Below are 22,039 nucleotides of genomic sequence, written 5' to 3' on the forward strand. Positions count from 1 at the left end.
CAGGAACTGTTAGTATAAACACGAAATTATAAACAATATGAGAATTCTAATTCTGTGTACAGGAAATAGTTGCCGTAGCCAGATGGCACACGGATTTTTACAATCATTCGATCCTTCATTGTCTGTTTATTCCGCAGGGACAAAAGCAAGCGGAAAGGTAAACCCGAAGGCAATAGAAGTCATGCAAGATGCAGGAGTGGATATTTCGCACCATACATCCGATAGTGTAGAGCTATATATGAATGATGAATGGGATTATGTGATAACCGTTTGCGGTGGTGCAAATGAAAGCTGTCCTGCATTCTCAGGAAAAGTAAAGAACCGTCTGCATATCGGTTTTGATGATCCGTCCGAAGCTACGGGAACACCCGAGTTTGTTCAATCCGAGTATATCAGGGTAAGGGATGGAATCAAAACAGCATTTTATAAATTATACACCGATAAGATAAAAGGTCATGAGTAAAAAGAAAATGAGTTTCTTAGATAAGAACTTAACACTTTGGATATTCCTTGCAATGGCTATCGGTGTAGGATTGGGGTATTTTATCCCGTCTTTCAGCAACTACATAGATTCCATGTCGAGCGGAACAACAAACATTCCTCTGGCAATCGGTCTAATCCTGATGATGTACCCGCCATTGGCAAAAGTAGATTACAAACAACTGCCGAAAGTTTTCAAGACTGTCAGAATACTGACAGTCTCGTTAGTACTAAATTGGATTATCGGACCTGTCTTAATGTTCATACTTGCCATTCTCTTTTTACACGATTATCCCGAATACATGGTGGGGGTTATCCTGATAGGTCTTGCACGGTGTATTGCAATGGTGCTTGTGTGGAATGATCTGGCAGAAGGTAATACAGAATACGGCGCAGGACTTGTCGCCTTGAACAGCATTTTTCAGGTTTTCTTTTACAGTTTTTATGCGTGGATATTTGTAACTAAGTTACCGCCGTTATTTGGCTTTGAAGGTGCGATTGTGAATATATCCATAGGAACAATAGCCGAAACAGTCGCTATCTATTTGGGTATCCCTTTCCTGATAGGTATTCTAAGCCGTTTGGTATTGGTTAAAATAAAAGGAGAACAATGGTATAAAGATAAGTTTATTCCTGCCATATCACCAATTACCTTGATAGCGTTATTATTTACCATTGTGTTAATGTTCAGCCTCAAAGGTGAACTGATTGTACAAATACCATTGGATGTAGTGCGTATAGCCATACCGTTATTAATCTATTTCGTAGTAATGTTCTTCCTCAGCTTCTTCGCAGGAAAATTAATGGGTGCATCTTACGATAAAAATGCTTCAATCGCATTTACAGCTACAGGTAATAACTTTGAACTGGCTATTGCTGTTGCTATCGGTGTCTTCGGCTTGCATAGCGGACAAGCCTTTGCAGGCGTAGTCGGTCCGCTTGTCGAAGTGCCAGTACTTATACTGTTGGTAAACATTGCCTTTTGGCTAAGAAAGAAATATTATAAATAAAATAACACTTTTAATATGAACACGAACGAAGAAAAGAAAGCTTTGGTAAAGCAAAGATATAGTGAATTGGCTCTGAATAGTGATGCGTTAAAGTCCGATTGCTGTTGTGGAACGAATCCTGCGACTCCTTCAAAAAAGGTCTTTACGATCATGAGCGAAGATTACAGCGGGCTTAAAGGATACGAAGCCGATGCTGATTTGGGTGTAGGCTGCGGATTACCTACTGAGTATGCAGGTATTAAAGATGGTAATATCGTTTTAGACTTAGGCTCAGGTGCAGGTAACGACTGTTTTATAGCCAGGGCAGAAGTCGGAGAAAAAGGAAAAGTAATCGGTCTTGACTTTTCTCCACAAATGATAGAAAAGGCACGAAAGAACGCAACTAAAAGAGGATATACGAATGTCAAATTTATCGAAGGAGATATTGAGAATATGCCTTTGCACGATAGTTCCATAGATGTTGTAGTAAGTAATTGTGTCTTGAATTTATTACCCGAAAAAAATAAAATCTTTAAAGAAATATATCGGGTACTGAAAGAAGGCGGTCATTTCTGTATTTCTGATGTTGTGCTGAATGGTGTATTTCCAAAAGAATTTACAGATAATGCTTCCATGTATGCAGGCTGTATAGCTAGTGCCATACAAAAAGACGATTATTTGGGTGAGATTGAAAAGGCTAATTTTACTGATATAAAGATTGAACGGACAAAAACAGTTCTAATCCCTGATGATGTGTTGCAGGAGCATCTGGATGAATCGACAATAGCCAAATACAAAGCGGGAAATGTCGGCATTTATTCGATTACTGTAACAGGAATAAAATAGCAAAGTTTAAAGAAAGAGGTTGCAAATAAATGGATTCAGGACGATCATTCCTTCCTGAATCTACCAATTTATTCACAGCCTTCTTTTTCAGGTTTATCTACTTGTCAATAATAAGCAATTCGTTTTTATCATCAGAGATGAGACTTATAAATCTTTCATATTCTCTGAGGACATCAGCTATCACTTCCTCTTTTGTCATATACTGTATATCATTTCCTTTACGCCCATCATTAAAATAGGTAATCGGGATATAAGGCGTTTCCATATCAACATTCGGAGTATTCTCTTCCTCTATCATATACTCCGAGATCGTTTGAGGCTCAGCAACGACACCATATCGGAAATTTCGTATTTTATCATGCCTTATAAATAACTCTATGGATAGAGGAGTGTTTTTACCAGTTATTATTTCAGCTTCAATATCATTTTCGGATAACTCTTGCTGAAGTTCGCCGAATGCTTCTTTTACCGTGCCATTCAAGAAGTCCTTGACATCCCTCTTATGGGAAAATGTTAATATTCTGTTCAGCCGTTCCTTCCATCTGCTCCCGTCCCATGCAATACTACCATAGGGCAGTTTGGTATTATGAAATAAATGATCGATTTGCAAAGCTTTCCATAAAGAAAAACATAAGAGTAGCATACTCAACCCAAAGGGTAATGCGGAAATGAGAGTCATCGTCTGCAGTGAGGCCAGACCTCCTGCCCGAAGCAGTGTAAGAGAGAGAATGATGAGTAGTACACCCCAAAATATATTTTGCCACTTCGGCGAGTTCTTTTTATCACCGGATGCTATACTGTTCATAACCAATATACCGGAGTCTGCTGAAGTAACAAAGAAAACCCCAATCATCAAGATTGCTATTATATTCAATAAGCCTGTAAATGGAAAATATTCAAAAAAGCGAAACAGGAGAGTATCCGGATCGTTCGCCAATAGGCTCAACTCTCCATTTGCTACGAATTTATCCAGCCAAACACCACTACTGCCAAATATAGTCATCCATAAGAAATTGAATAAGGAAGGAATCAGTAGTACAGCTATAATAAACTCACGTATGGTACGCCCTTTCGATATACGTGCAATAAACAACCCTACAAACGGAGACCATGATATCCACCAGGCCCAATACATAATTGTCCAGCCCGAGAACCAGCCCTGAGCTTCTGTTTCATAGGCAAAAGTATTGAAGGTCAGATTTGTTAAATTACTGATGTAATAACCGATACCTTCACTAAAGGTGCTAAGTATATATATTGTTGGTCCTGCAATCAAAATAAATACCATCAGAATAAAAGCGAGAGACAGATTCAGTTCACTTAATCGCTTCACACCTTTATCCACGCCTATAAAAGCTGAAAATATAGCGATACCCATGACTACAATAACGATAATAGCCTGAAATGTAAAACTGTTCTCTGGCACCAATCCTATACTTTGCAATCCTGCATTTAGCTGTACAACACCAAATCCCAAAGTTGTCGCAATTCCGAAAAATGTACTGCATAGCGCAAAAGTGTCTACAATATTTCCGATTGGCCCATATATTTTATCTTTCAACAAAGGATATAAACCGCTTCGTATTGCCAACGGCAATTTATAACGATAGGCAAAATAAGCCAGTACTAATCCCACCACAGCATATATGGCCCAGGCATGTATTCCCCAATGGAAAAAAGTGTATAATTGGGCTTCTTTTGCTCGTTGAAGCGTATCGTCTATAGCCGGATTTGCATAATGAGACATTGTTTCTGCCACACCGAAATACATAAGCCCGATTCCCATACCGGCTGCAAACAGCATTGCTATCCATGAAAAGAAGCTATACTTGGGCCGGGAATTATCCGAACCTAAGCGAATATTACCAAGTTTACTTAAAGCTATAATAATAAGAAATAGAACGAACAAAGTTACCATCAATACATAAACCCAACTCAGGTTGTTAAAAAAATAGGTTTTCACAACCGACAGAGATTTATTGGCTTGTTCAGGGAAGAAGCCACAATAAAGGGATACAAAAAGTATAACAATTAGCCCTGGTAGAGCAACTGATTTGGTTAATGTCGTTCGAAAAGGTAATTTGCTTTTTATCATATTATATATTGTTTTATTTTTACTTGTTGTAATGTGTTAATTTTAAAAATAATATCCGATATTTATATTAAAACGGCTATTCCATCTGGCATTATCGCTATCTTGTGCAAGTCCTTCTCCAAAGTTGCTCGTAAGCCATGGATGATTCTTTCCTATAGCCATATCTATGTATGTGTAAATAGGTCCCGAAGCAATGGATACTCCGGGTATTAAATGATGAGTATTGTTATATCCGGCTCTACTTTTGTCAGCTATTGAGTAATCTACATATGCTTCTATACTTTTTATGAATTTCCTTTTTATAGGAATAGTATATGATATTCCTGCCAGGTATACAAATCCTTTGCTTGCCACATCATAAGGAGAGCCATAAGCAGCCATTTGTACGGCATCTAAAAGTTCTCCTTTGTCATTTTGAGATTTATAATTATACCCAATAATTTCAGCCTTTAAATTCCATCTTCGATAATTGAATACTGAGTGTATCGCCCAGGACAAGTTCCATTTCCTTTTATTTAAGGTCTCATTATAGATACTACCCAACTGTCCGGATAAGCCAACTTCTGCGATCTCTGTCAATTGATAACATATACGCATGTTAAATTGGTCTAGTTCGCGGATGGAAGCTTTACTTCTGTTAGCTCCAGTAAGCCCTGTTGTAGGAACAACAGCATATGAAAAACGGCTGTTTCCTACAGTATTATCTTCATACTCTGAACTTAAGAAACCTTTTGGTGCAGCCTGTCTGAAATATGCCATATCAACAGATAGCTTCTCGATCTTGTATTCAGCACCTATGCCGGTTGCGTAAGTATCTTCCAGTCCCATATAATATGGAAGTTGGAACCACCAAGAATGAGATGCAGACGGCGCTATTCCAAATGGTTTTTGAAAAACTCCTAATTTTGCATACCAACTATCATTTAACCTGTATCTAACATAGGCATGATGTATAAAATGTGCTTTTGATCCGGGATAAAGCCTATATTGAAAACTTAAATCAAAATCCTCATATCCTGCATCTACTGACAAAAACCATGTATCTAATTTAATATAAGAATCTAAAGGCCTAGCAGCAGATTCATAGTTTTCTGAAGCAATATTAAACCGTACAGCTCCACCTATTTTTATAGTTTTTTTTTGAGGCTCCCCATCCGATGCCCAAATATTAAGATTGGAAGAAAAAAAGATATAAATAATAACGGGAACAAATCTTGACATGTTTTTCTAAATAAGACTATTTAATTCATTATGGTAGAGAAATAAAAATATATGCTAAATAAAGCATCTAAAATATACCTCAATAGCAGAACTCATCATTACAAATGATATAAATAGCTCCTCGGTCATATAAGATTAAAAAAAGAGTTCAGGATATAGAAAGAAAGGTAATAGACTAATAATAAAACCACTCCTGAACAGTACCGGATTTTCCAGTATTAGGAACAAAAGTAGTAAAATTAGAGCTTGTTTAAAAGTTAATTTATGTTTAATGACTCATTATAAGTATGCTATGCCTATTAAAATAGAGTTAATCGGTAATATTTTTTCTAGTCGAAAAAAATAAATTATTTTTGATGTTTATTAAAATATTCAACATTTCCATAAAATCCGGATAGATGACAGGAGAAAAAAAAGAAGCTATCGATAAGGTGGTTCAACCCATTCAGCGATTTATATTACAGGAAAAGGCCGGAGGTATAGTCCTCGGGCTGAGTGTTATCATTGCTATGATCTTAGCTAATTCCCCATGGTCGGAAGACTATTTTCATTTATTGGAGCATAAACTGGGATTTATATTTGATGGCATTCCATTCTTTGAATATAGCATTCATCACTGGATCAATGACGGGCTGATGGCTGTTTTCTTCTTTGTAGTGGGCTTAGAACTCAAAAGGGAGATTGTAGGAGGAGAATTATCCAATCCGCGTAAAGCCCTTTTGCCTATCGGTGCAGCAATCGGCGGTATGCTCGTACCCGCACTTATCTATATTATCCTGAATCCATCAGGAGAAGTTCATCACGGATGGGGAATACCGATGGCAACCGATATTGCTTTCGCATTGGGTGTTTTGTATCTGTTAGGGAGTAAAATACCACTATCACTGAAAGTGTTTCTAACAGCATTGGCTATTGTTGATGATCTGGGGGCTGTCTTGGTTATTGCATTTTTCTATACATCCGATATTTCATTTATGAGCCTTGCTATTGGTTTTGGCTTTGCTCTTATTATGTTCGTTGGCAATAAAATGGGTGTGCGGAGTATTTTGTTCTACGCCATATTTGGTATTCTCGGAGTGTGGACATCTTTTCTCTTATCAGGAGTACATGCTACAATAGCTTCTGTTATTGCCGCCTTTATGATTCCTGCAGATGTGAAAATAAGAGAGAATCTATTTGTGGAACGGATAAAGAACTATCTGAATAAATTCAGGGAGGTTGATCCTAAAAACGAAATTCCGACGCTTACAAATGACCAGTTGCATTTGTTGGAAGAAATAAAAATAGATACCAATAAAGCCATTCCGCCATTGCAACGCTTAGAACATCGAATGCATCCTTTAGTGACATTTGTTATCATACCGATATTTGCTCTGGCCAATGCCGGGGTTTCACTCAATATTGATGTTGAGCAACTATTCAGTACGAATATAGCTTTAGGCGTAGCTCTAGGCCTACTATTGGGCAAAGTGTTAGGTGTGGTTGGCTTTACTCTTTTGTTGATAAAGCTGAAAGTCGCACCATTCCCTCAAGGGATGAATGTCCGTAATCTGTTTGGTTTAGGTTTGCTGGCATCTATTGGTTTTACCATGTCGCTATTTATCACTTCTTTGGCATTCACTCATCCCGAATATATGGTACAAGCCAAGATTGGTATTTTTGCAGCTTCTATCATTGGCGGAGTATTAGGATATATCACATTAAGCCGTTCCGTAAAGCATAAATAATGTTATCCCGAATAAAATATATAGGATTAAACCCGGCTCGCTTATTTGTTCTCAGTTTTTTAGGACTGATTCTTATCGGGACAATTTTACTGTTATTACCGGTATCCACAACCGGGAGCATCAGCCTGATAGATGCTCTTTTTACAACAACGAGTGCAGTTTGTGTAACAGGTCTGGTAGCACTGGATACAAGTAAAGATTTTACACTGTTCGGACAAACAGTCATCATGGTCATGATTCAGGCCGGCGGTTTAGGTATATTGACTTTTGCCAGTTATTTCAGCTACTTCTTTAAGGGAGGCTCGTCTTATGAGGATCAATTAACGATGGGCAATATCTCTAACATAGAGAAGATTGATGAAATTTTTAAGACCTTAAAGCGGATATTAATTATAACAGTTGGTATTGAAGCTGTCGGGGCTTTCTTTATTTTTACTAGTTTAAGTTCTGCTTTGATGCCTGGTCTGAGTGATCGGATTTATTTTTCAGTATTTCATTCCATATCCGCTTTTTGTAATGCAGGCTTTTCCACATTGCCCCATGGTATCATGGAAAACGGATATGTGGATAACTACAGATTCCAATTGAGCCTGATATTCCTTTTTGTTCTCGGAGGATTAGGATTCCCGATTGTAATCAACTTATTGAAATACCTGAAACATTTAATCAGAAGAACATTCTTACAGATTTTCAATCATAAAAAAGATGTTTACAAGCCTTGGGTGATGAAGCTGGGAAGTAAAATTAATCTGATAACAACATTCTCTTTAATTGTTATCGGAACCATTCTTATTTTCATAAATGAGTATAATAATATACTGGTTTCTCATCAGGGAATCGGGAAATTCGTCACAGCACTATTTACAGCGACAACGCCCCGTACAGCAGGGTTCAACTCAATTGATTTTAATCAGTTACATCTATCGTCACTGATTATTATTATCATCTTGATGTGGATCGGTGCTTCTCCTGCATCAACGGGAGGAGGTATAAAAACCAGTACATTTGCAATAGCCGTTCTGAACTTTATCAGTTTGGCTAAAGGGCGAAAGAATATTGAGGTGTATAGCCGGGAGGTATCCGAAACATCTATAAGACGTGCTTTTGCGGTAATGACACTTTCTGTTGTTGTTTTAGGCATAGGTTCATTACTTATTTCATATTTTGATGAAGGCTTGCGGTTATTAGATATTATATTTGAATCGGTTTCGGCATATAGTACAGTCGGGCTGAGTCTGGGTATAACTTCCGGTTTAAGTTCTGCCAGTAAACTGGTGCTGATAATACTGATGTTTATAGGCCGTGTAACAACACTCACGCTGCTTATTGCTTTCTTTAAGCAAGTGAGGATGTCTAATTATACTTATCCATCGGAGGAGATACTGATTAATTAAAAAGAAGAAAAAATGAAATATATTATTGTGGGACTCGGAGTATTCGGTTCTTCACTTGCTGAAAAGTTAGTATCACAGGGCAATGAGGTAATCGGAGTCGATACGAAGATGCAACGGGTGAATGAACTGAAAGATAAAATAACGCATGTTGCATGTTTGAATGTAACAGATGCCGCTGCAATAGAAACATTACCCTTGAAAAATACAGATGTGGTCATTGTCTGTATAGGAGAAGATCAGGGTGCTAATATAATGGCGACAGCCATGTTTAAAAACCTGAATGTGAAGAGACTTATAGGAAGATCCCTGAATCCTTTGCAAGAAAATGTGTTACAGGCAATCGGCGTGCATGAGATTGTCCGGCCGGAAGAAGAAACCGCAGAAAGATGGGCGAAGAAACTAACGCTTCGCGGTATGGTCGATTCTTTTGAGTTAAATGAGAATTACAGCATGGTAGAAATTGTAGTTCCGGATATTCTTATTGGAAAGACAATCGAAGAAATCGGTTTTCGTAAGGAATATAATATGCTCGTGTTGACTGTTATCAAAAATGTAGAAAAGAAGAGCATAATAGGGAAAACCAGAGTTGTTGCCGACGTTCAAGGTATACCAACACCCGATACCATGTTAGAAAAAAATGATATCTTGGTTGTTTACGGATCTAACAAAGATATTAAACAGTTTATAAGCAAGAACAAAAATCATAAATAGAAAAAGTGTGATTGGTAAATATATAATTGATAAAAAAGAAGTATCTTTTCCATGGTTATTCAAATCAGGTGTATAGTCTGAATACTAATAATATATAGCATGTATAACTTCATACGAAAAGTAGTCACTTACGTTAGTCTGCAAAAGCAAACCGAAGACTTTGAAGAAATCCATAATTCGATAACACAGGGTATTTCGTTCAAGGGGACGAATATATGGATATTAGTTTGCGCGATAATCATAGCATCCGTAGGGCTTAATACCAATTCAACCGCTGTGATAATAGGAGCCATGCTTATTTCTCCACTGATGGGACCAATCAATGGAATGGGTTACAGTATTGCTATTCATGATTTTGGATTGCTTCGTCAGTCATTAAAGAACTTTGGTTTTGCGGTGCTGGCCAGCCTTATAGCATCCACTGTTTATTTTTCGATAACCCCCGTTCATACAGCCCATTCAGAGCTTTTAGCCCGAACCAGTCCGACGATTTATGATGTTTTAATTGCTCTATTTGGTGGATTTGCGGGTATTATAGCAATCAGCAGTAAGCAGAAAGGAAATGTTATTCCCGGTGTTGCTATTGCTACGGCTCTTATGCCGCCTCTATGTACAGCCGGTTACGGTTTAGCGACATTCCAACTCTCTTTTTTCTATGGAGCATTCTATCTGTTTACTATCAACACCGTTTGTATTGCTTATGCTTCGGTTTTAATTTCTCAAATGTTGAAGTTTCCGATCAGAGATACTAACATAAGTGAGACAAGAAAGAATCGTATCAATCAGGGCTTATCCATCGTTCTTATTATAATCATATTGCCCAGTATATATTTGGGTTACCGGATGTCCCAGAATGAGAAATTCAGAGTAAATGCCGAAAAATATACACGTTATGTAGGCATATATAAAGGGAACTACTTATTAAACAATGAGGTTGCTGCAAACAGGAAAGAAATTAATTTGGTATACGGCGGATCTTCGTTGACAGAAGAAGACAAAGATGCAATTGTTGGTCAGGCAAGCTTATTCTCTTTAGATGATGCTAAGATAACAATAGAGCAAGGGTTGGCCATAGATAATGATATAGCTGAAGATAGACTAAAAGCTCAGTCTGAAGAAGAGAGATCCCGGCAACAAATAGCCCGCTTAAATGTAGAGATTGCGGGTTATAAACAAAAAATAGACAGTATACAGAGCCAATACCAGATAGGGAAGCAATTACTGTCAGAGTTGACACCTTTATACCCTCATATAGAGAGTTGTTCGTATGCCCAATCATATATCTATACCCAGAATGATACTTTGCATAGAGCGAAAACTGGTGTATTTATGATCACATCTAAACGCATTCTGCCAAAGAACGATCAGGAGAAAATAAAGAATTGGCTAATGAAAAGATTAAACGAAAAAGAAATTAGGGTCTATTTTGATTAAATCATTTGATTATAATTGTCTATTGCGGATATAATACATTACTTACTTTGCTTATATAGTCTGAAAATGGCAGACAAGGAACGCCTGTCATGGTATCTAAAATAGATAAGCAACGTCACCAAAACGTTATCTTACAATCTTTGGCTATCCATATAAAAGCCGAAAGGACTCTTTCTTGAAAACTTTGAAATATAATCATTGAATGACGTTTGACTGTAAATAATATATACTCTATATTTGTAAGAAACATATAATTATGGAACAAGATTATAAAAACTCAATATTCTTTCAATATTCCAATATCTTCTTTAGTTATTTTTTCAATAACGACACGCATTGTACTTCCATGATACCCTGTCATTCCCTCACCTATGTATACGGAGGCGAAATGATAATTGAAGAAAGAGGCAACACCGCCTAAATAGTTTACACTTAAGAATTATGTAGAATTATTTATTGTAAACTATTAAAATCAAGTTGTTCAATTTCTATTTTATATCTTGAATTATCAAAAGTTTCGTCAAAGGAAGTATTTGAATAATCTAAAAGGTATGGTAAAATGTCCCTTAATACCTATGATCATAGTAGTTAAGTAGTATAATGTAACTTTATTCATCGGATATTCCGACATATTGATTTTTGTTTATAATTACCATCAATAATCATCATTTCCGGACAGGTGGAAGCTATTTAGCCACAAATGAAAAGTAATTTTCAGCTTGTACCTCGATGAGAAAGGAGACTTCTTTAACGAATATGTAAAAGAAGTCATCTATGGAAATAATAAATTTCAAATAAATATGCCCGATATCATTGAATATTAGGCATAATGTAGAATAGCTATATTTCACAAATCTTAATTTAATGAGAAAAGGGATAATTTATGAAGTTGGTTAAATGCTGTTTCATTGTTATTCTTGAGTTCAATTTGACTTTTAATGTATTGTCGGATTGTTTGTGCCGGAAATGAACAGACACGGTAACATAATGCAATAATAACTTCCAGACTATAATAAATTGCAATACATTCTGTGTTCTGCCTTTTGTATCGATGCTCTCTGATAGCATCTTTTTCATTCAAAATACCAGCCTTGAAAATTGCCCGCAAGTTATTGCTTATGGTATTTTGATAAACCATCAACAGGTGTGCTATTTCAGGCTTAGACATCCATATCTCTGAGCCTGCATCAGAAATAATCCTGACAGTAGCTTTTGATGCTAAATTTTCGACTATTGTGATAATACTTCGTTTCATACTACATTGTTTTTGTTTTAACTACTCTATTTTTCATTTATTCGGCTTTCGCTTTATGGTGTGTTTTACAGAGAGTATCGCAAGATTAAGTTCTACGGTCGTCTCTGTTTCCGTTGTTTCAAAGTCACTTGAAATTATATCTGCAATGATCTCTCCGCTTTTCTGCAACATGGACTGACGGGTATTGTTGTCTTCCTGCTGATGTAATTCAGAGATGTTTCTTGAAAGTTCTCTTACTTTAGCAAAAGTTTCAATGATAGATATTGTTGTTTCGGTTGCCTTTGGCGATTTCAGGATTGTGGCAATCATATATAGAGCCTTTTCTGTAAATGCTTTCGGAGAATATTTAAAATGCCCTCCACGTCCAGGATTCTTTAAGGTCGAAAATTTCGACCTTAAAGAATCTGCTTCATCATTTGACAGGTAAATAATATATCCTTCAGGGAATTTATCCGGATTATTCTTTACAGCTTCATTGACACGCTTTGTTTCAACGCCATACAACATTGCGACATCACTATCTAAAATGGTTTGTTGTCCTCTGATAATGATAATCTTGTCTTTAATATTTTCTAAGTTCATTGCTTTTATTCTTAAATTGAATTTGTATTGATTCGCTTAAACTGCTAAAGTCGAAGAACTAGAGTCTGGCCCTTTAAGCCTCTTTGCCAGTTGATCCATGTCATCACTTAGTTTTCTATCGATTATTCGGGCATAGATTTGTGTCGTTTTTATTTTTGTATGGCCCAATAATTTTGAAACGCTTTCAATAGACATTCCTTCTGTTAAACAGAGGGTTGCGAACGAGTGCCGGGCTACGTGGCAGGTAATTTTTTTATTTATACCGCAAAGATTAGCAATTTCCAGTAAATATTCGTTCATCTTTTGATTGCTGATCACAGGTAGTAACTTACCATCTTCCTGCAAATGCTCATACTTTTTCAGAATAGCTACAGGTATATCCAACAGGCGCACTTTATAGGGCACTCCGGTTTTATTCCTTGTATCCATAATCCATAAGTTGCCGTCAATACCTGTCTTTATTTCTTCTTTTGTCAGATTATACAGATCAGAATAAGATAAACCGCTGTAGCAGCAAAAAAGAAAAACATCCCGGACTCTTTCAAGTCGTTCCGAGCCGAATTTTTTATTGTATAATATTTCCAGTTCTTCTTTAGTCAGGTAGGAGCGTTCGATTTTTTCAAAACTGATTTTAAAATTGGCGAATGGATCTGCAAAATGCTCCCCTGTGTTTTTGATATAAAAAAATACTGCTCTGACATGTTGAATAGTCTTCATTGCATTATTATTTCCCGATTTATATTTATTCCGCAGGAATAAATAAAAGTCCTGAAGGAAAACCGTAGTAATTTCACGGTAAGGCATATCTTTTACCTTGCGTGTTTCTTCCATAAATTCACCCAATCGTTTTTGAGCCAGTTCATATCTCAAATAAGTGGTTCGTGTTACAACTGCTCCTACTTTTGACTTGTACTGTTCATTGAATTTGTTGAAGTAATACATGATCGTTTTACTCTTTTCTTCCAAACCGAACAAGGCATTTTTAATCTTTTCGGGGTGGGCATACCCATTTACATCCATCTGTTTGTTGTAATGCATGGTAGCTTTACCTCGAAAATTGTCTAACGCATTATTTATGCTTACAGCTTTTGCGTTATTGCCTTTTACTTTGCCGGATTTGTTATCCCAGACCGTAGGATTGATTTCTAACTTGGTGCTGAACTGAGAACGCTCTCCATCGATAGTGATTCGTCCCATGATAACTACATTCCCATTTTTCTTTGGGTTACCTCTTTTGATATAAAAGAGGATTCTAAAAGTGCTTCGTTTCATACTCATTAATTTAAAATTGCAAAAATAATTTCAATTTGACCTGAAAGAAGGACATATTGACGGACATTATGCGACAAATCAATGACTTAAGTAGGCGAATAGGTACCAATTTTAGGTGAATTCGAATAGGTACCCAGCGAGTACCTATTCGGTGTCTGTTAGTGGCTTTTCTTAGTCTGCAAACTGGAATGGATATTCAAAAAAAATAGCCTCCAATCTGTTGATTTGGAAGCTATTATCTTCATTTTTCTCTCTGATGTCTTTCAGAGTCAGAGCGAAAGACGGGACTCGAACCCGCGACCCTAACCTTGGCAAGGTTATGCTCTACCAACTGAGCTACTTTCGCGTTTGCGTGTGCAAATGTATGTGTTTTTTTAATTTTTCCAAAGGAATCAAGAGGAATATTTTCAGCTAAACAGAAAATATCAGTTGGAAACAATCAAATAGTTACCGGATGGAGTCACAGTGAATCTACGTAAACCACCCGTCGCCGGTCCATTTACCGGATGACCGCTCCCAAAAGAAATATCAAAACGAGAACCACATTTAGGACAAGAAGCATAGAGTCCTCCATCTTCTATTTCAATCTTAACACTTGGCAAGACCTCATACGGACAGGCCAAATCAAATGCATAATAATTATCATCGGCAGAAGAATGTACGACAACGACCCCACCGTATCCCAGACTTAGATAACTGGCTGTCGGAGTAGTATATATTTTATAGGCACCAGCGCTCTTTAATTCTTTGTCATTGAATGTCAAATCCAATTTCATCGATACCGGATAAGAGGGTACCGGCGAATCTATGGTATCGGAGCAGGAAGAAAGAAAGATAAATGTTAGAAATATGTATAACAGGCCTAGTCTCATTGTAAATATTTTTTGTAATCGGTTTTGAGCTATGCCAAAAGCTTGCGCTCGGCTTCATTTACTTTAGTAAACGTAAATCCGTCAATTATATTTTGTTTAAGCAAAGTTATTTCCCGGTTGCAAAGATTACCGATACTCCCTTCATGGGTATGATGGATGCTTCGGTTCGGTACAAAATTGCCGGCTTCTATCGACAGCCCCACTTGTTTATAGGCATCCCTGAAGGGAATGCCTTCCTTGACGAGACGGTTTACTTCTTCCACACTAAACATTAATGCATATTTAGGATCTTCCAGAATATGTTCATTCACTTTTATCTCCCGCATCATATGGGTTACCATACGCAAGCAATCTTTCAATTCATCGAACGAAGGGAGAAAAATCTCCTTGATGATCTGCAGATCGCGGAAATAGCCGGAAGGAAGATTGTTGCTGATCAGTGTGATTTGCTGTGGCAGTCCTTGAATTTTATTGCATTTGGCCCGTGTCAACTCAAACACATCCGGGTTCTTCTTATGGGGCATGATACTGGAACCGGTAGTAAATTGATCCGGTAACTTAATAAAGCTGAAATTCTGACTATTAAACAGACAGGCATCAAAAGCAAGCTTAGATAGTGTAGCAGCAATACCGGCCATGGCAAAAGCGACCGTACGTTCCATCTTTCCACGTCCCATCTGTGCATATACCACATTATAATCTAAGGAATCAAAACCTAATAATTCGGTTGTCAGGGTACGGTTTAGCGGAAAGGAGGAGCCATAACCGGCAGCAGATCCCAACGGGTTACGATTACAGATGCGATAAGCGGCCTGTAGCAACTGCAAGTCGTCCACCAGGCTTTCGGCATAAGCTCCAAACCAAAGCCCAAAGGAAGAAGGCATCGCAACCTGCAAATGAGTATAACCGGGAAGCAAAACGTCTTTATAACGCTCACTCTGGGCGATCAATACGCCAAAAAGGGAATCGATCTCCTCCACCAATTCCTGAATCTGTGCACGGGTAAACAGTTTTAAGTCAAGCAATACCTGGTCGTTCCGGGAACGCCCGCTATGTATTTTCTTCCCTTTATCGCCTAAGCGGCGGGTCAACATCAGTTCCACTTGCGAATGGATATCTTCGACACCCTCTTCGATGACAAACTTCCCCTCGTCGGCTATGGAATAAATCGACTTCAACTCGGCAAGCAGTAATTCCAACTCTTCCTTTGTGAGCAGACCAATACTCTCCAGCATTGTGATATGCGCCATAGAACCAAGCACATCATACTTTGCAAGGTATAAATCCATTTCACGGTCTTTTCCGACTGTAAACAGTTCGACTTCCTTGTCTACCTGTACATTCTTTTCCCACAGTTTTTGAGCCATCTTTTTATTCGTAAGGCAGGGATGCTATCAGAGCGGACATCTTGTCCAATGCATCCTGCAAAGGTTTAGATACCATCGGTTTAATAAAAGGATTCAATTCGGCATGTACGGTCAGCCTCAACTTTGTATCGTTCTCGCCAACCGGCTTCAGTTGTATCCACAAAAACAAAGGAACGGGTGAGTCGGTCGTAGCAAACTTTATCGTTTTATTCGGCTCCCGTTCAACTATCCGGAAAGTGATCTTTCCTGCCGGAGCAACCTCGAGGGTACAACTATCGGTATCAAAAGAAAAGTCGCTAATTTTATCCTGAGGAATTTTATCTTTAATTTTCTCCAGATTGGAAAGATCGGAAAGCAAAGAAAAAATAACCCCGTCATTGTGAGAAATGGTTTTTACCTCGCTCACAAACTCCGTCATATCGCTATTGTTCATATACGATCAGGCGTCAGGATTCCAGTTTGCCGGATCTTTACGCCATTCCTGCAGGATAGCAATTTCCGATTCATCGATGTAATCCGTACGGACCGCTTCGTCAATCACCGCATCATAATTGGACAAAGTCGTCAGAACGACCTTCGCCTCTCTGAATTGTTGTTCGGCAACCGGAAATCCATGGGTAAAGATGGCAACCATCCCAACAACATCGCAACCGAAATTACGAACGGCTTTTACCGCTTTCAGGCTGCTTCCTCCTGTAGAGACCAGATCCTCGATGACAACTACCTTAGAACCCGGTTTCAACTCTCCTTCGATCAGGTTTTCCAATCCATGGTCTTTAGGGGTGGCACGGATATAGACAAAAGGCAATCCCAACAAATCTGCCACAAGCGCACCCTGGGCAATGGCTCCCGTAGCTACACCGGCAACAGCGTCAGCCTGAGGATATTTTTCACATATTATCCTAGCCAATTCAACTTTAATGAATGTACGAATAGTAGGATAAGATAGCGTCTTTCTGTTGTCACAATAAATAGGCGATTTCCACCCGGAGGCCCAAGTAAAAGGATTAGCCGGTTGTAATTTCACCGCTTTGATTTTTAGCAGCTTTTCAGCCACTAAGCTTTCTAGTGTTTTCATAAAATCCAAACATTCGTTATTACGTACGCAAAAGTAGCTAAAGAGAATGAAAAACCACTCCTCTTTTTTAAGAAAAAGAAGAGAAAAAGAAGTATGCTTTTAAACAGCTATGTTATAGCGTCTTTTTATCCCAGACATAAGAAACACAGCCGAAAGGGAGCAAAAAAAAGGCATTCTTTCGTATAGAATGCCTTTCGCTTATGATTATGAAATCAGTCAACGTTCAGCGTTACCCGTTTAAAGGCTACGACTGTCAGGTTCTTGGAATATTGTTTCAGATACTGTCCGACCGTCAACTTGGAATCCTTGATAAACTCCTGATGCAGCAATGTATTTTCTTTATAGAACTTCTGCAAAGCTCCTTCGGCAATACGATCCAGCAGGTTTTCCTGCTTACCGGCTTCGCGGGCTTTATCACGGGCGATTTCCTTTTCGGTATCGATAATATGCTGGGGAACTTCCTCTTCACGTACGGCGACCGGATTCATTGCCGCCACCTGCATGGCGATTTCCCGGGCAACCTGATGGTCTTCTACTTTTTCATTGAATGCCACGACAGTAGCCAATTTATTTCCAGGGTGAATGTAAGATACGGTAGATTCCCCTTTTACGAATTCATAGAAACCCAGTTCCATCTTCTCACCGGTTACACCGACACGGTCTGTGATATGATTTTCAATGGGACGTCCGTCTGCCAAAGACGTAGCCAGCAATGCTTGCAGTGAAGCGGGCTTTGTAGCCATTGCAATATCCAGTATACTCTGCGTTAACTCTATAAATCCGGCATTCTTGGCAACGAAATCGGTTTCGCATTTCAGTGCGACCACTGCTGCGAAGCCGTCTTTATCAGCTGCAAGTACGCAACCTTCGGAAGCTTCCCGATCCGAACGTTTTGCAGCAACCGCTTGCCCTTTTTTGCGGATAATCTCCATTGCTTTTTCAAAATCATTATCTGCTTCTTCCAAAGCTTTCTTGCAATCCATCATCCCGGCTCCGCTCATTTTGCGAAGATGGGTGATATCAGCCATCGTAACTGCCATAAGTCCTATCTATTTAAATTTATTTAGTTTTCTTCTTCTATGTCCTCATCTACATTGGAAGCAACCGCTTCGTTTACTTCTTCATCGTCTTCTTCTTTTTCATCTTTCGGAGCGACTGCCTTCTTTGCACCGGATTTGGCTCTGCGTTCTCTTCTGGGAGCTTCGCCGCTTTCACCGGCCGCTTCGGCATCGATCTTTTCGATCTTACGTTCCTGAAGTCCTTCAGTGATCGCTTCGCAAATGGCTCCAAGGATTACTTCAACTGATTTCGTAGCATCGTCATTTGCCGGAATCACATGGTCTATATTAGAAGGATCGGAGTTAGTATCCACCATGGCAAATACCGGGATGCCCAGACGATTTGCTTCGCGAACGGCGATATGTTCTTTCATCACATCAATCACGAACAAGGCGGAGGGAAGGCGGGTCAAATCTGCAATAGATCCCAAGGTCTTCTCCAATTTGGCGCGTTGACGAGTGATCTGAAGTTTTTCTCTTTTGGAAAGGTTATCAAATGTTCCGTCTTTGGTCATTTTGTCGATTGTCGTCATCTTCTTCACGGCCTTACGGATCGTGGGGAAGTTGGTCAACATTCCGCCCGGCCAACGTTCGATTACGTACGGCATATTGACGGAGGTTGCTTTATCGGCAATAACTTGTTTAGCTTGTTTTTTGGTAGCGACAAAAAGTATTTTCTTACCGGACTTAGCCAGTTGTTTCAAAACTTCAGCCGCTTCGTCTACTTTAGCAACTGTTTTATATAAATCAATGATATGGATACCATTGCGCTCCATAAAAATATAAGGAGCCATAGCGGGGTTCCACTTTCTTTTCAAGTGTCCGAAGTGTACGCCTGCTTCTAATAACTGATCAAAATTAACTCTTGACATTTTTTTAAATTTTATCGTTTACTTTCTGTTTAAATCAATCATCCGGTAGTTCTCCGGCATATCCCCATGCAAAAGAAGTCCAGCTGATTTAGATACTAAACGCTTCTTTGAAATTTGCAAGAACCTCACAAATAACATCAACGCTTGCTGAACTGGAATCTCTTTCTTGCTTTCGGACGACCCGGTTTTTTACGTTCGACAGAACGCGGGTCACGCGTAACAAAACCTTCGGCTTTCAAGGCTGGTTTTGATTCCGGATTGATTTTTATCAAAGCGCGGGTAATAGCCAAACGGGCAGCTTCGGACTGTCCTTTGAATCCTCCGCCAAAGAGATTGACTTTGATGTCATATTGTCCGTCGACTTTCAATGTGTTCAACGGTTGCTTTACCACATACTGAAGAATGGGGGAAGGAAAGTAATGATCCAGCTCACGGTTATTGATCAAGATTTTGCCGGTTCCTTCACTCACATACACACGGGCTACCGCAGCTTTACGTCTTCCTAATGCATTTACTACTTCCATCGTTGTTATTTAAGTGAGTTTATATCGATTGACTTAGGTTGCTGCGCTTCATGCTTGTGCTCCGAGCCTGCATAGACATACAGATTGTTGATCAACTTGGCACCCAGGCGGTTTTTGGGCAACATACCTTTTACTACTTTTCTGAAAAGACGATCTTCTCCTTTGGCATTCAATGTGCTCGGAGAGAACGATTTCTGTCCGCCGGGATAACCGGAGAACGTCAAATATACACGATCGTTCCACTTATTTCCCGTGAGAACGACTTTCTCTGCATTGATAATTATCACATTATCACCACAGTCAACATGAGGAGTGTAATTGGGTTTGTACTTGCCTCTCAGTAGCTTAGCTACCTTCGAGCCGATACGTCCCAAAGACTGGCCTGTCGCATCGACAACCACCCACTCTTTGTTCACAGTTGCTTTGTTTGCAGAAATGGTCTTAAAACTTAAAGTATCCACTGCTTAAAACTATTTATAATTAATACTCAAAAACCATCTTACCGACCTGATTGCCTCGGACACATGAAGCAAACAATTCGTTAAGAACTAAACTCTTAGAAACATTTGACAATAATCGGATTGCAAAGGTATGGCTTTTCTTTGAAAAATAAAACTTTTCCTTTCTTTTTCTACGCGGAAAAAGAACGATTCTTATTCAAACACGATATCTTTATAAAAATGAGACATAGGCGAAAATTTTCACCTGATATGAACCTTTACTACGGCCCCCCCGCTTCATTTCTCAGGGTAATGGTATCTATACGAGTTCATGTATTCTGAAAGGGGGCCTTATCCTTAGCGGGACGGAAAGACATAGCCGAGGGAGAAGGTTACGTTGCTTTGATAAAGCCTCGATTCATCCGCTTTCCTGACGGCATTCCGGTCCAAAAGGCCACAAAAGGCCCGGATGGAGAAGAACACATTGCGGCGTTCGGCAAACAGCCCGGCGCTCATCCCCAGATCGAACCTTTTCAGGTCATCCTCTTTTTCGATTCCGAAATCGATATCCGATTCCAGGGCTTTCGATTTCATCTTGCCGAACAACGAAAAGTCGACGGCCGGGCCGGCAAAGATCCCGGTACGCACGCCTGAAAACGAGAAAAGATAGGTCAGATGTATCGGGACCTGCAGGGAATAATACCTGTATTTGTTCAAGACAGCCTTGCTCCCCAAACCCTCTTCTGCGGAATAGTAACTCCCCCCCTGGTTGGTGAAAGCAAGCTCGGATTGGACTCCCCAATGGCGGTGATACTGGTACATCGCCCCGCCGGCCACGCTATATCCCATCCGGCTCCCCGACTCCGACACACCGTCGATACGTTGCACCAAGGAAGAGTAAGACAAGCCGGCCCGGACGCCATAGCTCATTTGCGCTTCCATTCCGAAAGCCACCATTAGAAGTAGTCCGATAAATGCTGTTCGTCTCATAATCGATTTTCTATCTGCCACAAAGATAAGAATATTATAATGAATCAGGGCTTAAAGTACGGTCGCTATTTTGCGGATTTTACTCAATTTTTCAGCAAATTTGCTATTCTGCTTTGTAAAGTTAATATTTATTTCGGAAATTCACAAAAAAAGTGAATTCTGTTTTCGCAAAGTTATTCGCCGCCCGGGGGCAAGTGGTAGAGCGTGCGGCTACCGCGGCCTTCCTTGACTAAGAGGCCTTTGCCGACATAATCTGCCAGGGCTTTGGCGGCTCGCCTCCAGGAACAGCCCGTCAGGGAGCGGTAGAGGTTGGGCGTGAGGTAACCGAGTTGCTTTGCGAACGCAAGGGCGTCTTCCGTCCAATCTTTTTCATCGGCCTTTCTCAGCTCTTTTTCCTGGCGGTAATCGCGTTTGAGCTCGACATGGCGGACGCCGTCGAGTAATCGCCTGTCGCATCCGAAGTTAATACCGTCAACCTCTATTACACGTTTGTTTCCATCCTTCGTTTTCGTGCGGAGCGAAGGCGAAAAGTAACCGATTCCTTCCAGGTTGATATGATAGCCTTCACTTAGGCCGCGTTGGATGACCCAGGCAAGGGAATCGAGGGCCGCCTTGACGTCGGCCGGGGAAAGTGTGGAACGGGCGCAAATTTGTGTGCAGATAGTGTCTGTGCCGTATGTACCGGATGAGAAATCGTGCGCGACGGATAAAAAATGTCCCTCTCCTTTTTTAAGGTCGGGGATGTGCTGGATAGTAAATGAAATAGCCATAGTTTTTTTTGTATTTTAAGGTTATTGATTCGTTCTTTCGGCAGCCCGGTTTAGTTTCAATC

Annotated in this window: 22 protein-coding genes and 1 tRNA gene; 7 read left to right on the forward strand and 16 right to left on the reverse strand. The window is 39.5% G+C overall.

Annotation, left to right across the window (positions count from 1 at the left end; all coding sequences use genetic code 11):
* Positions 1 to 37 precede the first annotated feature (37 nt).
* Genes BQ8014_RS14495 through arsM form a run of 3 tightly spaced genes read left to right on the forward strand, consistent with a single transcriptional unit; the run spans position 38 to position 2,315 of the window.
* Positions 38 to 463, forward strand: coding sequence for an arsenate reductase ArsC (locus BQ8014_RS14495; RefSeq protein WP_080904968.1), 426 nt, complete (start codon positions 38 to 40; stop codon positions 461 to 463).
* Positions 456 to 1,490 (forward strand): ACR3 family arsenite efflux transporter, encoded by a 1,035-nt coding sequence (arsB, locus tag BQ8014_RS14500; protein WP_080904969.1) that lies wholly within the window; start codon positions 456 to 458, stop codon positions 1,488 to 1,490. Before BQ8014_RS14495 ends, arsB begins: the two co-directional genes overlap by 8 nt.
* A gap of 15 nt (positions 1,491 to 1,505) precedes the next feature.
* The gene (gene arsM / locus BQ8014_RS14505) at positions 1,506 to 2,315 is read left to right on the forward strand and encodes an arsenite methyltransferase (RefSeq protein ID WP_080904970.1); all 810 of its coding nucleotides are present in this window, start codon (positions 1,506 to 1,508) and stop codon (positions 2,313 to 2,315) included.
* Between the two features lie 97 nt (positions 2,316 to 2,412).
* On the opposite strand, the gene BQ8014_RS14510 is transcribed toward arsM, so the two are convergent.
* Both BQ8014_RS14510 and BQ8014_RS14515 read right to left on the reverse strand, forming a co-directional pair.
* Positions 2,413 to 4,410, reverse strand: coding sequence for a BCCT family transporter (locus BQ8014_RS14510; protein WP_080904971.1), 1,998 nt, complete (start codon positions 4,408 to 4,410; stop codon positions 2,413 to 2,415).
* A 42-nt stretch (positions 4,411 to 4,452) separates the two neighbouring features.
* A complete protein-coding gene (locus tag BQ8014_RS14515; RefSeq protein ID WP_080904972.1) occupies positions 4,453 to 5,631 on the reverse strand; it encodes a hypothetical protein in 1,179 nt (392 codons plus the stop codon).
* A 398-nt stretch (positions 5,632 to 6,029) separates the two neighbouring features.
* Here BQ8014_RS14515 and nhaA point away from each other — a divergent pair, with 398 nt between their 5' ends.
* The 4 genes from nhaA (at position 6,030) to BQ8014_RS14535 (ending at position 10,897) form a co-directional block, all read left to right on the forward strand.
* On the forward strand, positions 6,030 to 7,358 hold the full coding sequence (gene nhaA, locus BQ8014_RS14520; protein ID WP_080904973.1) for a Na+/H+ antiporter NhaA: 1,329 nt from the start codon (positions 6,030 to 6,032) through the stop codon (positions 7,356 to 7,358).
* Positions 7,358 to 8,752 (forward strand): TrkH family potassium uptake protein, encoded by a 1,395-nt coding sequence (locus BQ8014_RS14525; protein WP_080904974.1) that lies wholly within the window; start codon positions 7,358 to 7,360, stop codon positions 8,750 to 8,752. The genes nhaA and BQ8014_RS14525 overlap by 1 nt, the downstream gene beginning before the upstream one ends.
* A 12-nt stretch (positions 8,753 to 8,764) precedes the next feature.
* Positions 8,765 to 9,463 carry a potassium channel family protein gene (locus BQ8014_RS14530; protein WP_080904975.1) on the forward strand — a complete coding sequence of 233 codons (699 nt, stop codon included), beginning with the start codon at positions 8,765 to 8,767 and terminating at the stop codon, positions 9,461 to 9,463.
* Between the two features lie 99 nt (positions 9,464 to 9,562).
* Positions 9,563 to 10,897 (forward strand): TIGR00341 family protein, encoded by a 1,335-nt coding sequence (locus BQ8014_RS14535; RefSeq protein ID WP_080904976.1) that lies wholly within the window; start codon positions 9,563 to 9,565, stop codon positions 10,895 to 10,897.
* Between the two features lie 856 nt (positions 10,898 to 11,753).
* On the opposite strand, the gene BQ8014_RS14540 is transcribed toward BQ8014_RS14535, so the two are convergent.
* From BQ8014_RS14540 to BQ8014_RS14605, 14 genes are all read right to left on the reverse strand, one after another.
* Complete coding sequence (locus BQ8014_RS14540) at positions 11,754 to 12,152, reverse strand: hypothetical protein (RefSeq protein WP_080904977.1); 399 nt, start codon at positions 12,150 to 12,152, stop codon at positions 11,754 to 11,756.
* Between the two features lie 33 nt (positions 12,153 to 12,185).
* A complete protein-coding gene (locus BQ8014_RS14545) occupies positions 12,186 to 12,734 on the reverse strand; it encodes an ORF6N domain-containing protein (RefSeq protein ID WP_080904978.1) in 549 nt (182 codons plus the stop codon).
* A 36-nt stretch (positions 12,735 to 12,770) separates the two neighbouring features.
* On the reverse strand, positions 12,771 to 14,006 hold the full coding sequence (locus BQ8014_RS14550; RefSeq protein ID WP_080904979.1) for a site-specific integrase: 1,236 nt from the start codon (positions 14,004 to 14,006) through the stop codon (positions 12,771 to 12,773).
* A 273-nt stretch (positions 14,007 to 14,279) separates the two neighbouring features.
* Positions 14,280 to 14,352: transfer RNA gene (locus BQ8014_RS14555), tRNA-Gly, on the reverse strand.
* A 79-nt stretch (positions 14,353 to 14,431) separates the two neighbouring features.
* Positions 14,432 to 14,878 carry a Rieske (2Fe-2S) protein gene (locus BQ8014_RS14560; RefSeq protein ID WP_080904980.1) on the reverse strand — a complete coding sequence of 149 codons (447 nt, stop codon included), beginning with the start codon at positions 14,876 to 14,878 and terminating at the stop codon, positions 14,432 to 14,434.
* Positions 14,879 to 14,907: 29 nt separating this feature from the next.
* Entirely contained in the window at positions 14,908 to 16,245 is a 1,338-nt protein-coding gene (argH, locus tag BQ8014_RS14565; protein WP_080904981.1) for an argininosuccinate lyase, read from the reverse strand.
* Between the two features lie 4 nt (positions 16,246 to 16,249).
* The gene (locus BQ8014_RS14570; protein ID WP_080905986.1) at positions 16,250 to 16,663 is read right to left on the reverse strand and encodes an SRPBCC family protein; all 414 of its coding nucleotides are present in this window, start codon (positions 16,661 to 16,663) and stop codon (positions 16,250 to 16,252) included.
* Between the two features lie 21 nt (positions 16,664 to 16,684).
* The gene (pyrE, locus tag BQ8014_RS14575) at positions 16,685 to 17,323 is read right to left on the reverse strand and encodes an orotate phosphoribosyltransferase (RefSeq protein WP_080904982.1); all 639 of its coding nucleotides are present in this window, start codon (positions 17,321 to 17,323) and stop codon (positions 16,685 to 16,687) included.
* A gap of 212 nt (positions 17,324 to 17,535) precedes the next feature.
* On the reverse strand, positions 17,536 to 18,363 hold the full coding sequence (gene tsf / locus BQ8014_RS14580; RefSeq protein WP_080904983.1) for a translation elongation factor Ts: 828 nt from the start codon (positions 18,361 to 18,363) through the stop codon (positions 17,536 to 17,538).
* A gap of 23 nt (positions 18,364 to 18,386) precedes the next feature.
* Positions 18,387 to 19,253, reverse strand: coding sequence for a 30S ribosomal protein S2 (gene rpsB / locus BQ8014_RS14585; protein WP_080904984.1), 867 nt, complete (start codon positions 19,251 to 19,253; stop codon positions 18,387 to 18,389).
* A gap of 137 nt (positions 19,254 to 19,390) precedes the next feature.
* A complete protein-coding gene (rpsI, locus tag BQ8014_RS14590) occupies positions 19,391 to 19,777 on the reverse strand; it encodes a 30S ribosomal protein S9 (RefSeq protein WP_080904985.1) in 387 nt (128 codons plus the stop codon).
* A 5-nt stretch (positions 19,778 to 19,782) separates the two neighbouring features.
* Positions 19,783 to 20,238: a 50S ribosomal protein L13 gene (gene rplM / locus BQ8014_RS14595; protein ID WP_080904986.1), complete on the reverse strand. Its 456-nt coding sequence runs from the start codon at positions 20,236 to 20,238 to the stop codon at positions 19,783 to 19,785.
* A gap of 336 nt (positions 20,239 to 20,574) precedes the next feature.
* Positions 20,575 to 21,207 (reverse strand): porin family protein, encoded by a 633-nt coding sequence (locus BQ8014_RS14600; protein ID WP_080904987.1) that lies wholly within the window; start codon positions 21,205 to 21,207, stop codon positions 20,575 to 20,577.
* Positions 21,208 to 21,380: 173 nt separating this feature from the next.
* Positions 21,381 to 21,977 (reverse strand): HU family DNA-binding protein, encoded by a 597-nt coding sequence (locus tag BQ8014_RS14605; RefSeq protein WP_080904988.1) that lies wholly within the window; start codon positions 21,975 to 21,977, stop codon positions 21,381 to 21,383.
* Between the last annotated feature and the right edge of the window lie 62 nt (positions 21,978 to 22,039).

Source organism: Parabacteroides sp. Marseille-P3160 (genome assembly GCF_900162725.1).
GTDB lineage: Bacteria > Bacteroidota > Bacteroidia > Bacteroidales > Tannerellaceae > Marseille-P3160.

Bases quoted from the DNA above. Each gene is read 5' to 3' on its own strand.
- pyrE (WP_080904982.1), bottom strand. From the start codon at position 17,323: ATGAAAACACTAGAAAGCTTAGTGGCTGAAAAGCTGCTAAAAATCAAA.
- BQ8014_RS14605 (WP_080904988.1), bottom strand. From the start codon at position 21,977: ATGGCTATTTCATTTACTATCCAGCACATCCCCGACCTTAAAAAAGGA.
- BQ8014_RS14570 (WP_080905986.1), bottom strand. From the start codon at position 16,663: ATGACGGAGTTTGTGAGCGAGGTAAAAACCATTTCTCACAATGACGGG.
- BQ8014_RS14510 (WP_080904971.1), bottom strand. From the start codon at position 4,410: ATGATAAAAAGCAAATTACCTTTTCGAACGACATTAACCAAATCAGTT.
- BQ8014_RS14535 (WP_080904976.1), top strand. From the start codon at position 9,563: ATGTATAACTTCATACGAAAAGTAGTCACTTACGTTAGTCTGCAAAAG.
- arsB (WP_080904969.1), top strand. From the start codon at position 456: ATGAGTAAAAAGAAAATGAGTTTCTTAGATAAGAACTTAACACTTTGG.
- BQ8014_RS14550 (WP_080904979.1), bottom strand. From the start codon at position 14,006: ATGAAACGAAGCACTTTTAGAATCCTCTTTTATATCAAAAGAGGTAAC.
- rpsI (WP_080904985.1), bottom strand. From the start codon at position 19,777: ATGGAAGTAGTAAATGCATTAGGAAGACGTAAAGCTGCGGTAGCCCGT.
- rpsB (WP_080904984.1), bottom strand. From the start codon at position 19,253: ATGTCAAGAGTTAATTTTGATCAGTTATTAGAAGCAGGCGTACACTTC.
- BQ8014_RS14525 (WP_080904974.1), top strand. From the start codon at position 7,358: ATGTTATCCCGAATAAAATATATAGGATTAAACCCGGCTCGCTTATTT.
- nhaA (WP_080904973.1), top strand. From the start codon at position 6,030: ATGACAGGAGAAAAAAAAGAAGCTATCGATAAGGTGGTTCAACCCATT.
- argH (WP_080904981.1), bottom strand. From the start codon at position 16,245: ATGGCTCAAAAACTGTGGGAAAAGAATGTACAGGTAGACAAGGAAGTC.
- BQ8014_RS14515 (WP_080904972.1), bottom strand. From the start codon at position 5,631: ATGTCAAGATTTGTTCCCGTTATTATTTATATCTTTTTTTCTTCCAAT.
- BQ8014_RS14540 (WP_080904977.1), bottom strand. From the start codon at position 12,152: ATGAAACGAAGTATTATCACAATAGTCGAAAATTTAGCATCAAAAGCT.
- BQ8014_RS14560 (WP_080904980.1), bottom strand. From the start codon at position 14,878: ATGAGACTAGGCCTGTTATACATATTTCTAACATTTATCTTTCTTTCT.
- BQ8014_RS14545 (WP_080904978.1), bottom strand. From the start codon at position 12,734: ATGAACTTAGAAAATATTAAAGACAAGATTATCATTATCAGAGGACAA.
- BQ8014_RS14495 (WP_080904968.1), top strand. From the start codon at position 38: ATGAGAATTCTAATTCTGTGTACAGGAAATAGTTGCCGTAGCCAGATG.
- BQ8014_RS14600 (WP_080904987.1), bottom strand. From the start codon at position 21,207: ATGAGACGAACAGCATTTATCGGACTACTTCTAATGGTGGCTTTCGGA.
- BQ8014_RS14530 (WP_080904975.1), top strand. From the start codon at position 8,765: ATGAAATATATTATTGTGGGACTCGGAGTATTCGGTTCTTCACTTGCT.
- tsf (WP_080904983.1), bottom strand. From the start codon at position 18,363: ATGGCAGTTACGATGGCTGATATCACCCATCTTCGCAAAATGAGCGGA.
- arsM (WP_080904970.1), top strand. From the start codon at position 1,506: ATGAACACGAACGAAGAAAAGAAAGCTTTGGTAAAGCAAAGATATAGT.